Annotated in this window: 13 protein-coding genes; 8 read left to right on the top strand and 5 right to left on the bottom strand. The window is 54.6% G+C overall.

Annotation, left to right across the window (positions count from 1 at the left end):
- Window positions 1-73: 73 nt before the first annotated feature.
- A complete protein-coding gene (locus tag RT613_RS07710) occupies window positions 74-1,078 on the bottom strand; it encodes an inorganic phosphate transporter (protein ID WP_313614285.1) in 1,005 nt (334 codons plus the stop codon).
- On the bottom strand, window positions 1,078-1,722 hold the full coding sequence (locus RT613_RS07705) for a DUF47 domain-containing protein (protein ID WP_313614283.1): 645 nt from the start codon (window positions 1,720-1,722) through the stop codon (window positions 1,078-1,080). Before RT613_RS07705 ends, RT613_RS07710 begins: the two co-directional genes overlap by 1 nt.
- A gap of 108 nt (window positions 1,723-1,830) precedes the next feature.
- Here RT613_RS07705 and RT613_RS07700 point away from each other — a divergent pair, with 108 nt between their 5' ends.
- From RT613_RS07700 to RT613_RS07670, 7 genes are all read left to right on the top strand, one after another.
- Window positions 1,831-2,346 (top strand): NUDIX hydrolase, encoded by a 516-nt coding sequence (locus RT613_RS07700; RefSeq protein WP_313614282.1) that lies wholly within the window; start codon window positions 1,831-1,833, stop codon window positions 2,344-2,346.
- A gap of 354 nt (window positions 2,347-2,700) precedes the next feature.
- Window positions 2,701-4,374 carry an EAL domain-containing protein gene (locus RT613_RS07695; RefSeq protein WP_313614280.1) on the top strand — a complete coding sequence of 558 codons (1,674 nt, stop codon included), beginning with the start codon at window positions 2,701-2,703 and terminating at the stop codon, window positions 4,372-4,374.
- A gap of 43 nt (window positions 4,375-4,417) precedes the next feature.
- Window positions 4,418-4,894, top strand: a complete 477-nt coding sequence (locus tag RT613_RS07690; RefSeq protein WP_313614278.1) for a hypothetical protein — start codon at window positions 4,418-4,420, stop codon at window positions 4,892-4,894.
- Between the two features lie 68 nt (window positions 4,895-4,962).
- A complete protein-coding gene (locus tag RT613_RS07685) occupies window positions 4,963-6,063 on the top strand; it encodes a class I SAM-dependent methyltransferase (RefSeq protein ID WP_313614323.1) in 1,101 nt (366 codons plus the stop codon).
- Window positions 6,063-8,417: a SpoIIE family protein phosphatase gene (locus RT613_RS07680; RefSeq protein WP_313614277.1), complete on the top strand. Its 2,355-nt coding sequence runs from the start codon at window positions 6,063-6,065 to the stop codon at window positions 8,415-8,417. Before RT613_RS07685 ends, RT613_RS07680 begins: the two co-directional genes overlap by 1 nt.
- 3 nt (window positions 8,418-8,420) lie before the next feature.
- Complete coding sequence (locus RT613_RS07675) at window positions 8,421-8,981, top strand: slr1658 superfamily regulator (RefSeq protein ID WP_313614275.1); 561 nt, start codon at window positions 8,421-8,423, stop codon at window positions 8,979-8,981.
- Between the two features lie 7 nt (window positions 8,982-8,988).
- Entirely contained in the window at window positions 8,989-9,327 is a 339-nt protein-coding gene (locus RT613_RS07670) for a slr1659 superfamily regulator (RefSeq protein ID WP_313614273.1), read from the top strand.
- A 22-nt stretch (window positions 9,328-9,349) separates the two neighbouring features.
- Here the strand turns inward: RT613_RS07670 and RT613_RS07665 are convergent, their stop codons facing one another.
- The 3 genes from RT613_RS07665 to RT613_RS07655 form a co-directional block, all read right to left on the bottom strand.
- A complete protein-coding gene (locus RT613_RS07665; RefSeq protein ID WP_313614271.1) occupies window positions 9,350-9,742 on the bottom strand; it encodes a hypothetical protein in 393 nt (130 codons plus the stop codon).
- 264 nt (window positions 9,743-10,006) lie between these two features.
- Window positions 10,007-11,167, bottom strand: a complete 1,161-nt coding sequence (locus RT613_RS07660) for an AAA family ATPase (RefSeq protein ID WP_313614269.1) — start codon at window positions 11,165-11,167, stop codon at window positions 10,007-10,009.
- A 123-nt stretch (window positions 11,168-11,290) separates the two neighbouring features.
- Window positions 11,291-12,463, bottom strand: coding sequence for a pyridoxal phosphate-dependent aminotransferase (locus RT613_RS07655; protein ID WP_313614267.1), 1,173 nt, complete (start codon window positions 12,461-12,463; stop codon window positions 11,291-11,293).
- Between the two features lie 235 nt (window positions 12,464-12,698).
- On the opposite strand from RT613_RS07655, the gene RT613_RS07650 reads away from it, so the two are divergent.
- Window positions 12,699-12,842 (top strand): hypothetical protein, encoded by a 144-nt coding sequence (locus RT613_RS07650; protein WP_313614265.1) that lies wholly within the window; start codon window positions 12,699-12,701, stop codon window positions 12,840-12,842.
- Window positions 12,843-12,851 lie beyond the last annotated feature (9 nt).

Below are 12,851 nucleotides of genomic sequence, written 5' to 3'. Positions count from 1 at the left end.
CTGCAAAAATGACCTGTGATCATTTGCTGGCGAGAAGAAGGAGCCTCTGGCCAAACCGGCCAGAGGCAGCGACTTATCCGAACAGAGATACCAGCACAAAGGTGGCGTAGGAAATCAACGCAGCCGCTGGCATGGTCACGATCCATGCAATGACGATATTGCCGGCAAGTCCCCAACGCACGGCCGACATGCGCCGCGCTGCGCCAACGCCGATGATGGCACCGGTGATCGTGTGTGTTGTCGAAACAGGAATACCAAGCCAGGTCGCAGCAAACAGCGTCAACGCTCCGCCTGTTTCGGCGCAGAAACCCTGCATCGGGTTAAGACGGGTGATCTTTGATCCCATCGTGTGCACGATACGCCAACCGCCGAACAACGTACCAAGCGCCATGGCCGACTGGCAGGTGATCACCACCCAGAACGGCACATGGAAATCCGAGCCGAGATAACCCTGACTGAACAGTAGAACCGCGATGATGCCCATGGTCTTTTGTGCGTCATTGCCGCCGTGACCCAGCGAATAGAGCGACGCGGAAATGAACTGCATGATGCGGAAGGTGCGATCCACCGCAAATGGCGTCTGGCGCACAAAGATCCAGGACACGGCCAGAACCAGCACAAGTGCCAGGAGGAAACCGATGGCCGGCGACATGAAAATCGCACCGGCCGTTTTCAGAAAACCGCTCCAGACGATCGAGGACACACCAACTTTGGCAATGCCGGCACCAATAAGACCGCCCACAAGAGCGTGCGAGGAACTGGACGGAATACCGAAAATCCAGGTGACGATGTTCCAGACGATCGCCCCCATCAGGGCAGCAAAAATCACCGATGGCGAAACGATGCCCGGATCAATGATGCCAGTCCCGAGGGTTTCCGCCACATGCAGGCCGAAAAACAGGAAGGCAATGAAGTTGAAGAAAGCAGCCCAGGCCACCGCATATTGCGGTTTAAGCACACGCGTTGAAACAATCGTTGCAATCGAATTGGCAGCGTCGTGCAACCCATTGAGAAAGTCGAAAAACAGCGCGATGCCGATCAAACCGACCAGAAGTGGAAAAGCAAGTGTCGCGTCCATCAGACGTTCTCTATCACAATGCCACTAATTTCGTTGGCAACGTCCTCGAACCGGTCGACGACCTTTTCCAACTCACCATAAATTTCGCTGCCAATCATATAGGCCATCGCATTGCCAGCCGCACCGTGACGCAGGAACAGGTCCTTGAGGCCCTGATCATGCAGGTCATCCGACCGACCTTCGACACGGGTTACGTCTTCGGCTATGGCGCTGAGGCGCTGGGCGTTTGCGCCAACCTTGTCGAGAAGTGGAATGGCCGTTGCCACGAGATGTGCAGCACGGACAACCTCTTCACCCATCTGGCGCATCAGCGGATCGAAGCTGCGCTGTTCAAAAAGACGGATGGTTTTGACTGCCTTATGCATCATGTCGATCGCGTCATCCATTGACTGGATGAGATCCTTGATGTCACCGCGATCAAAAGGTGTGATGAAGCTGCGACGCACGGCCAGCAGAACTTCGCGGGTAATATTGTCCGCACGATCCTCGAGCGCGACGATACGATCGCAATTGGCTTCGACGTCGATGCCGTTGAGCAGGTTCCGCAAGGCTTCCGCCGCCTCGACGACCGTTCGCGCATGTTCGCTGAACAGGTCGAAGAACTTGTCTTCGCGCGGCATCATTTTCCGGAAAATACTCATCATCGCTTTTCATTCCTGCCTATAGGTCCAGCGCGATCGCACTGTCATAAAACTGTCATAAAAGCAACTCGGCCATTGAAGCAACGCCGAAAATCAGCGATTTATCTTTGGATGAAAGCCGCCAGAAAGAACCGCAAGGGTTCGCCTCCGAAACAAACGACATTGCTTCAACAGCTTGCCTCCATGCCGGACAAGCTGTTCAACGGTGGTTTTCGGACACAGTATGGCGCCCTCTGTTTCCGGCAACTGCCGGAGGCTGGCGATGTTCAGGTGCTCCTGGTCACAACCAGAAACACCGGCCGCTGGGTCATTCCGAAGGGGTGGCCGATGAAAAAGAAGAAACCTTATGAGGCTGCCGAAATCGAAGCCTGGGAGGAGGCTGGCGTAAAGGGACGGGCCAGAAAAAAACCTGTCGGACGCTACACATATCTCAAATGGCTCGACAATGGCGATGTTGCGCCATGCGTGGTTGACGTGTTTCAGGTCGAGGTCTCAGACGTTGTCGCCAATTTCAAGGAACGCGGTCAACGCGAAGTGGCATGGTTTTCCCCCGAAGAAGCCGCCCGACGTGTGCGAGAGGTAGAACTCAAGTCGCTGCTGGTCGAATTTCAACCCAAGGGCAAATAAAGTCCGCGCTGATGACCGGTCATTTGGGGAAGCTCTGATCAAACGCTCCGTGCAGTTTGCAAATAACATCAAGGTGGGTATGGTCGAGCATTCCCGCCTTTTTGTTGCGACCATACCGCCAGAACATCCGAAATAGCACCGGCATGTCTGCTCGAAAATCTCACCGTTTACGTGCAGTTGGAACCAGATGCATCCTTTGGCCGTTCGCCATGACAGGTCAGAAACGGTCCCGAAACAAATCTCGATTGCAACTGACATTATTGATCGACTTTTAAGTAGTGGACACTAATATGTCGCAAACATTGAGCCGAGCAAGAGCTTCTAGCGACCAGTGACGAGGGGACACTCTCTGAAATGAGCAAAGCGCAATCGAGTTGGCAACAGTCTTCGGGCGGCACCAGTGATTGTGCTGACAAGCTCACGATCTTCGATCGCCAATTCAAGCTCGTTGATGTCCCCAGTGGCGTAAAATCGTCTATTTCCCGAGATCAAAATCCTTCGCTTTGGGAAATCTACCCTGAATTAGACAGGCTGACAGTTCTGAACCACTTCGGGTTGACGCCCGACCAGCCGTTGCGGTTAAGCCGTGATCTGGGTGGCGGTGCATTTCGGGAACTTGCCATCCATACCGTCGGTGATTTCTATGGCGTGGTTCAAACCTATCGTGCTGCCGACGAATCTGAACGCATGGCATTGCTTTATCAAGCCACCCATGATCCGCTGACCGGACTTCCAAACCGGCGCCAATTTGCCAGAGACCTGTCTGCAGCGCTTATGGCGATATCACCCGGCAACAATACCGTTTCCCTGATGCAGCTTGATCTGGATGACTTCAAACCCGTCAATGATACGCTAGGGCACCCGGCTGGCGACAAGCTGCTGCAACTGGCAGCCGATCGGATCACGCACTGTCTCGCCGGCAAAGAAATGGCCTATCGTCTCGCTGGAGACGAATTTGCGATTATTGCAGCGGGTCCGGATCAGCGGCTACGCACCCGCGAATTGGGCGATGCGCTGGTCCACGCATTCAAGCAAGCATTCACCATTGATGGCATCTCGGTGTTTGTCGGCCTTAGCGTTGGGATGTCGATTGCCCCCGGCGACGGCTCTGACCCTGAAACCCTGATGAAGGCCTCAGATATCGCGCTCTATGCCGCCAAGACCGAAGGGCGAGGCCGTGCCAGTTCTTTCGATGCAGCGATGTTGCAGATCATCGAACAACGCGAGTTGTTGCGGAGAAGCCTCCGAATAGCCTTGGAAAAAGACCAGTTTTTCATTGAATATCAACCAATCGCCGAAGGTAACGGACTTTTCGGCTTCGAAGCGCTGTTGCGGTGGCAACACCCGCTGCTCGGTGAAATTCCGCCCGCGGTGTTTATTCCCATGGCTGAAACAGATGGCTTGATGAGCGAAATTGGCCAGTGGGTGCTGGAGAATGCCTGCCGGGAAGCCTTGAACTGGCCTAACGACTACATCGTTGCCGTAAACCTTTCACCTGCCGAATTTCTCGTCAGCGGACTGACAGACCGCATCTCTCATGTGCTGGATACCGTCGGCCTTGCCTCCGAGCGCCTTGAGCTTGAGATTACCGAAGGTGTGCTGCTGGAACGGACCGTCAACAATCTCGATACGCTGAACACGTTAAGCGTGCTCGGCATCCGCATTGCACTCGACGACTTTGGGACGCAATATTCCTCGCTGAGCTACCTGAAAAACTTCCCCTTCGACACACTGAAAATCGACAAATATTTCGTGTCCGACCTCGAGAGCGAACCCAAAAGTCAGGCGATTGTCCGGTCCGTCGTGACACTCGCCCATGATCTGGGCATGGAGGTTGCGGCAGAAGGTGTTGAAACAGTAGAGCAGGCCAATTGGCTGCGTGGCCTCGGCTGTGACCGCCTGCAGGGGTACGCGATCAGCAGACCCATGCCCGCTTCTGCAATAGCTGGTTTTATGGCCCGCGCCGGTTCTTTGCCGGGCACCATCACCGGGCCACCCGTCATTGATGATAAAATTGACCAGATGTAATCTCGATATTTCAGTCTTTTCCTGAAACTGGGTGGAGGTAATGATGACCGGACACTATGCCAGTCCCAAACCGGACACATTTCAGGACATGGCGGCATTGGCGCTTGATGTCGGCCTCTTCACCTCAGAGTTTCGCCTATGTGATACCATTGCCGAATATCTGGCGGATATCGTCGCACAGTCTCACGAAGACCCGGCAAGATACGCCAATTTCAGCTCCCAGATGATCAACGAAATAGTCGAACTGGCATTTCGCTCCGCTGGCCCCGGCGGGAATATTGATTTCAACCTCCTCAAAAGCGAGGCCCGGGTCCGTGTGTCCATCGGGTTTCCCCATGATGGGCGGAATGCCCTTGCCTGGGAAAAACTGAAGCAATCCGATGTGACCGATGGTCAGCATCCCGCTCACAGCCTGCTGATGCTGTCAGATGCCATCAGGGTGGACTTCCATTCCGGCACCGATGGAGACGATCGCGTAACACTGACGGCAGATTTCGACCTGCGGGAGAGCGGCCGGTGAACCAGCTCTATTCCGCATTCACAGCAGATTTTGACGACATCAATCAGGAAATTGTCCTCAGCGGCAGGATGCGGCCGAAATCTGCGCATGAGATGTCGCACGTCATCAACGTGATCAAACAAAGCCTGAACGGCAGTAGCAGTATCGTTTATCTCAACATAAAACGCGTCACGCACCTCAACATGACCGCGTTTCATTGTCTGGCAGATGTGCTGATCAGTGCTTCCAGGGCAGAACCGAACCGCAAGATCGTCATCGTCACCTCAAGCGTCATTGCCTGGTCTGCGCCGTTATTTGAAACACTCGCGGCTGAACAACCCAACCTCGTAGTCGAGATTTACGATTCCGCATTTTATCCCGGTCAGACATTCGTGGAGGATGAGAGCTTCATTCCCATTCTTCGAACCCAGACAAAAATGACCTGGCGCCATGAACGTGACATCCTGCCTCGGCATGGTTTGCGCCAGGGTCTAACCATTGCCGATATCTGCTGCGGCATTGGAGACTTCGCGACCCTGATCAAACGGCAGTTCAAGCCGGTGCGGCTGGTTGCTCTTGATCACTCGAAGAAAAGCCTCGAATATGCCCGCAGAGTGGCTGCCGAATTCGGTCTAAGCACGATAGAATACACCTATGGCGATGCCGCGCAGATGCTGTTGGCTGACAATCAGTTTGATTTCGTCACCTGCCGGCATTCGCTGCAGATTTTTGATCGACCGGATATTTTGCTGCGCGAGCTTTACCGCATCTGCAAGCCGGGCGGCCGAGTTTACATCACCAATGAAAAGAACTCCCATTGCCTTGGTGAACCGCATTCGGAGTCGATCCGCTGGACCTATGAGCAGGTGGCGAAACTGTTCAGCCATTTCGACATGGATGTCGAGATGGGACCAAAAAGCCGGCGCCTGCTGAATGATGCAGGCTTTGACGATATCAAGGTTGAATCCTTCATGGTCACCAATCTCGATGGCGACCCGAGGGATTTTGCCGATGTGATCGAAGCATGGGAAAATGTCTATGCCGGGCAGATGGCCGTCCGACGCGGTGATCCACCCGATTTCATCCGGCGTTTTCGGCAAGGCTTCAAGGACCATGTTCTGGCAGCCCTGCATCCCAAGGGGTACGCGGGTTGGCCAATCTGGGCGGCGTCAGGACGGAAACCATATTGATGACCAGCACCTTGCGCAAAATCAGACCCTGGGCGTCCTTCAGAGCCAAATTCATCCTTGTTGTTGGCAGCGCGGTGTTGATCGATCTTTTGATCAGTGGTGGTCTGGCACTATGGAATGTGCAGCGGCTGTCGCGTGACGCGGCCAGCGAGGTTGGCCACGGACTTGAACAGGCAAGCCAAGACTACATCAGAACCTACGCAAACTCTACCGCCGCGCAGGTGTCGTTGCTTCTCGGCCAGGTAAACAATGATGTCAGCGTTCTTGCCGGCGTCTTGCAGGAACAGATCGACAATCCGCAAAGGCAGGCCAATATTGGTTCTGCCATGTCGGGCACCTCACCGGGCAGCGTACAATTGTCCTATGATGCGACCGGGCAGTGGGCACAAAATGCGCCAGGTGCCGCCTCGGTCGTCAGCGCCTGGGGTTATCTGCTGAATGACGATCACCTACCCCGCCCGGATGTGCAGACCGAAATTCAAACCAGCGCCGTTCTAGACCTTGTCGCACCGAGCCTCCTCAGAAACGGCTCATCCAAACTCCAGATGTATTTTATCGGACCAAAGGAACGGCCGATCTTTCGAACCGCGCCCTATACCGATCAGGCCCAGACCTTTGATCGCCTCTATCCCGGGCATAACGTTGCCAATTTCTGGGATTTCTTTTTTCCCGGTCTTTATGAATCCTGGCAGGGTCTGTCGGCCGAGGTACGGGCACAACCCGGCCCGGATGACATAACACTGACCGCTCCCTATACGGACGCCATCACCGGCAAACAGATCGTCAGCTTCTTTCACCCGCTATGGAGTGCCGACAGACAAAATGTTGCCGGCACTGCGGGGGCGGATATCACCCTCGACCAGCTTGCCGAGATCGTGGAAAATGTGAAGGTCGCTGAAAGCGGATTCGGTTTTCTCGCCATGTCGGACGGCAACGTCATTGCCATCAGCAAAGCCGGTGAGGAAACGATTGGTCTGCGTTCGGCAAGCGACGCAAAGGGAACCGGTGTGACCGGTCTTGAACGCTCATTGAAAGGCAGTTCGCAAGCAGCGATCACGGAACTGGCCAACAATCCGAACGAGGAGATAAAACACCTTCAACTGACGCAAGGCGACGAAACCGTGCCATTCATGGTCATCATGAAAAAGCTGCCCCCCATCAATCTCTGGGAGCCGGGACATGTCAGAAAAGATGCCATGTCGCTTGGCATCGTGGTGCCGGAACGTGAAATTTACGCTTCTCTTTACGCCGCACAGGCCAAGATCTCCGAAGCAACCAACCGCATCGTCATCTACCAGATCCTTGCCATTCTCCTGTCACTGCTGATTGTCACTTTTGCTGTGCTGGCGGTGTCAAAACGCATTACCGGCGGCGTCAGCGCACTGGCAGGTGCCGCACGACGCATTCAGGATCAGGACTATTCGGTCCGCGTTCCCGTTACCAGCCGCGATGAAGTGGGCCAGGCCAGCGAAGCTTTCAACCGCATGGCACAGCAGATCAGTTACCACACCGAAAATCTTGAACAGCTTGTGGAAGAGAGAACCTCCGAAATAGAGGAGGCGAAGGAAAAAATCACCATGCTGAACGCCCAGCTGGAGAAGGAGAACCGACGGCTGGGGACGGAACTTGCTGTCGCCGAACGTATCCAGATGATGGTTCTTCCCCTGGCGTCCGAACTGTCTTCTTCGAAGGACCTGGAAATCGCGGCCTATATGAGTGCGGCCGATGAGGTGGGTGGCGATTATTACGATGTTCTTGAGGCGGATGGACGGTTTAAGATCGGTATTGGCGACGTGACGGGACACGGGCTGGAAAGCGGCGTGTTGATGCTGATGGTGCAGTCTGTCGCGAGAGCGCTGCATGAAGCAGGCACCACCGATCCGGTCAAATTCCTGGTCGATCTCAACAGTGCCCTGTTCAAGAACATCATACGCACAAGGCTCGACAAACATCTGACCCTCGCGTTCCTCGACTACGACGGAAAGGACATGCTGATATCAGGCCAGCACGAAGAGGTCATTGTCGTGCGGGCAAACGGCGCACTAGAGCGGATAGAAACCATGGATCTCGGCCTGCCGATCGGCCTGGAATCCGACATCACGCCCTTCGTTGGCACACGCAAGATCAGGCTTGAGAAAGACGACATCATCGTTCTGCACACCGACGGTGTGACGGAAGCAGAAAATGCAGGCGGCGAACTGTTTGGTATCGATCGGCTTTGCGAGGAAGCCGTGAAGTTACATGCTCAAAGCGCAGACCGTATCGCCACCGGCATTATCGACCGGCTTATGGACTATATCGGTCCACAGAAAGTTCATGACGACATCACACTTCTTGTATTGCGGCACAGGTGAGCCATGTCAAAGAACGTCCTTGGGGTTTACGACCTTACCGAAACCAGCTTCTCATCGGGGGCTTGCCTCACACTCGTTGATGGCCCGCTGGAGCTTGGCTGGCGCCATTCAGGCCTGACGTCCGACTTCATTGCCGAGGCCATGGCCCTGCCCTTTTCCGGTTCGAAGGCGCTGCACACCAATATCCGCCACAACATCGGTTATCTCAGCAATGAACTGATCGAAAATGCCGTAAAATTCAGGCAGCCCGGCAAGATCATCATTGAAGCCTGCGTCATCAACGACGTGTTCCTGATGCGGGTACGCAACAAAATCAACACGGAGACATCAGGGCGATTTCAGGATTTCCTGATAAACATGTTATCGGTTGATCCGGGAGAACTTCTTATCCGACAAATCGAAGCAAACGCCGCGTCTGACAGCGGTGGCTCTGGACTGGGTCTGCTTACACTTCTAGCAGATTACGACGCGCGCATGTCATGGGAGTTTGAAAGCTCCAGTGACGATCGTGTGAGGCTTACGACAACCGCTTCGCTTGCACTGCCACAGTCATCAAACGGGTGAACAACAAATGGAAATCAGAGACGAAAACTTTCGCATATGGACCGAAAACGACTGTGTGTATTTCGACGGCGTTCTCAGACTGGCCGGACCGGATGCCTATGCGCCGATCTATTCTCTGGCTTTGACAGCCCTTCATGAAAATCCCGAACGGGTGATCTTTGACCTGACGGGGTTGGAGTTCCTCAATTCATCCGGCATCAATCTGCTGGCAAAGCTGACAATCGAGGCGCGCAAACAATCGGGCACACAGTTCTTGATCAAGGGTACGGCGCAATATCCCTGGCAGTCCAAATCGCTGCCAAACCTCAAGAAGCTCTATCCGCAACTGGATTTGCAGCTGGCCTGATCAACAGAGCACCAGGCGTGTATCACGCCGCCGGTGCTGTGACATATTGGCGAACGAGATCGCGAAACTCTGCCTGTTCCTTGAGGTAATTGCGATAGGCAATGAAGCCTGAGAGATAATGCTCGATATCGTCGATCCGCACTCTGAAGGCGTGATGCCGGATGAAGAAAGAACCGGCAATACGATCGGGTTTTTGGCAATACATCGCCATCTCAGGCCAGAAGTGCCCATTGCGAAGATGGTTCGCGCGCTTTTCGATCGCCCGCTCGAAATGGACGAGATCAATGCTGGCGAACAACCTGTGCAACTGTGGATCGGCAGCGATACGTGACAATGTCTGTCGCGCTGCCATCATCAATTCCAGCAAGGTCGGGAAAGTGGTGATGCGGTTTTCGACAAAGTTGAGAGGACCCAATATTGCGGATAGCAAAGCGAAAATAACGCTCTTCCGGTTTGTAGTGTGTCAGTTCATTGACACAATAACCAAGCCAATGGTCGTGATGTTTCCAGTGCTCCTTGGCAATGAAATGTTCAAATGCCTTCTCCACTGTTTTAAGCCAAAGATCGTTGCCTACTAGACCGTATAGTCGCATGAGCCCGAAGGCTGCCTCACCGTCATAATAGATGGTGCGGTATTTTGTTTGATCGAGAGGTCAGGAACATGGACAGTTAGCAGAGATTAGCGGGACGGCCAGTTCCATGATGGCGTCTCAATGCCTTCCGCAATCGTTTCGCCGACCACCTTGCTAAGTCTCACCATCAGCGCCTTATTCTCGGCGCCCAGTGCCGTCACCAGTTCCTCCGCATGCGAAACGACAATAAGCTGAGAGCGCTCACACGCCTGCAAGATTAGCCGCGAAAGTGGTGCAAGAAGACTGGGATGTAGGCTTGTCTCAGGTTCGTTCAGCACCATCAAGGAAGGTGGTCGCGGTGTCATCAATGCAGCGACCAGCAACAAATAACGCAGCGTGCCATCGGAGAGTTCAGCAGTTGAGAGCGGGCGCAACAGACCTTTCTGCCGCATCAGAAGTTCAAAACGTCCCCTGTCCTCAATGATTTCGATTGTGCTGCCAGGAAATGCATCATCGATAGCGGCATGGAAACCAGTCGCATCGCCAATCTCAAGAATTGTCGCGACGGCTGCAGCCAGATCGGCACCATCGGATGAGAGGACAGGTGTCCGCGTGCCGATCTGCGCCTGCCGAACAGGCGCGTGAGGATCTGTGCGGAAGTGATCATAAAACCGCCAGCCATTCATCCGGGCACGGAGATGCAACAATTCAGGAAGGTTCTTTGGATCGGCCGTCTGCATCATCATGCTCTCAAATGGCGCAAGGTCATGAAGCAAGATCTGACGTTGGCCGCTGGTTGAAAGCGCTGTGACGGTCGGTCCGGTTCGCTCCGCAAAAACATTGCGGCGGCTCAACACTTCGCCCGCCCATACCGCTTCGGCCTTGATTGCAGGGTCGAGCGAGAAATAGCTCGGTGGCGGCGGTGGTATCGGCAGACCAAGGTCAATCGCATACCCATAATCTTCCGAAGCAAACCCCAGTTTGAGCGCAACCGGGTTTTTCCGTACCGTGCCCTGCAGCGGCACGCTGCCATCCTTCATGCCGCGTGAAAATGTCTCTGGTCCGGCCCAGATGGTTGATTGCAATCCACCTTCTGACGCCAGTGACGCGATTACCCGCCCCTGCGCCACATCAGCAAGAAGCCGCAGCGCACGATAGAAACTCGATTTGCCTGAACCATTTGCACCCGTGACAACGGTCAGTCTTTCAAGCGGCAGCACGAGATTGCGAAGCGAACGATAACCGGAAATGGCGATGGTCAAAATCATGCCCGCGAACCTGTCACGCTTTGTACGGGCAAGGCAAGAGCTGCATTACATGATTGGCCCACGCGAAAAAGCACCCTCCCGGACGTTTTACCATCGTCCGGAAGGGCATTTATCGGCTCATATTCATGCACGCAAAAAGTCGGTGAGGCGCTCCAGACCCTGGGCAATACTGTCCTCGGACACGGCGTGGCACCAGCGCAACCAACCCTCACCTTCGTGACCGAAGGCGGCACCCGGTGCCAGACCAAGCCCCACTTCGCGCACAAGGCGCTGCGCAAGTTCAAGGGAGTTGTCGTAACCATCAATACGCAAGAAGGCATACATCGCACCACCGGCTTCCGGCACGCTGACACGGTTCATGCTGCTCAGTCCATCCACAAGTAGCGAACGGGTCTTGGCAAGATGGGTTCTCAGGCGCCGAACCTCATCCTCCCCTTCGCGGATCGCAATGGTTGCCGCACGCTGGGTCGGCTCAAAAATGCAGGAGAAATTATATTCGACCAGTTTGGTGGAATCCTGTGCCAGCACTTCCGGAATGACCATCCAGCCTATCCGCCAACCGGTCATCGACCATGCCTTGGAGAAGCTGTTGACCGAAATGATGCGGTCACCGGTTTCGTAGTATCGCAGAAACGACGGCGCTGTGTTCTGCGTCGTATCATAGACCAACCGCTGATAGACCTCGTCGGCCAGAATCCAGATGCCATGTTTGCGGCAATGAGCAAGGATGATGCAGATGCTCTCATCATCAATGGTCCAGCCCGTCGGATTGTTCGGCGAATTGATGATGACCATGCGCGTATCAGGGGTCAACGTGGCAATCAGCTTGTCGACGTCGAGCGACCAGCGTCCGTCATTCACCGACAATGAAACACGCTCAACCTTGGCACCAAGAATAAGCGGTGCCTCGCTGATATTCGGCCAAAGTGGCGTTACCGCCACGACCCGGTCTCCGGGTGACAGAACCAGCTGCATGGCAATTTGCAGACCCGTCATACCGGAGCCGACGGCCACGACCTGATCGGCAGGGATGGGACGGCCGAGCAGATCGCTTTGATAGGATGCGATGGCCTGACGCAGATAGGGACGGCCAAGGTTCTGCGAATAGAAGGTTTCGCCCTTCATCATCGATTCCGCTGCCACATCGCGAATGAACTGCGGGGTCGGGGTATCGGCCTCACCAAACCAGAATGGCAGAACATTGGTTTGCCCCATGGCAGCATTGGCAACTTCGCGGATCAGCGAACTGGAAAGCGCACGGACAGCGGGGCGCGCTTCAACGGCGGTATCAGTCATCAGGGATACTTTCATTTACGGGTTTGAATTCAGCCGGCCGCACCGTGCATGATGGAGCTTAACAAGACCTTGGGGCAGGTTCAGATCGCTCCTTGCATGTTGGCCATTGGAAATATCCATACCGCGGATATTTCGCCTGTCACCATAGTGTTTGCGACAATCAGGACCGCCCAACATAAAAATCCTGCTATACCCGGCGATAATAACATGATATTTATAGTCATGTTTATTTGACATGTCCTATCGCCTCCCGGTCGTGCTGGCCGTACCCGCCAATCTGATCTACTCACGATGCCGCAACGACCTGCAGGAACATTCATCCGTCCGGATAGCGGCGCAAAACCGCGAAAACTACCGCGCTGGCTCGGTCTGTGGCTAACGCCTCTGC

The organism is Agrobacterium sp. (genome assembly GCF_032092815.1).
In the GTDB taxonomy this organism is placed as follows: Bacteria; Pseudomonadota; Alphaproteobacteria; order Rhizobiales; family Rhizobiaceae; genus Agrobacterium.
Note: the sequence above shows the minus strand (reverse complement) of the source record. Positions and strands in the feature narration are given on the sequence as shown.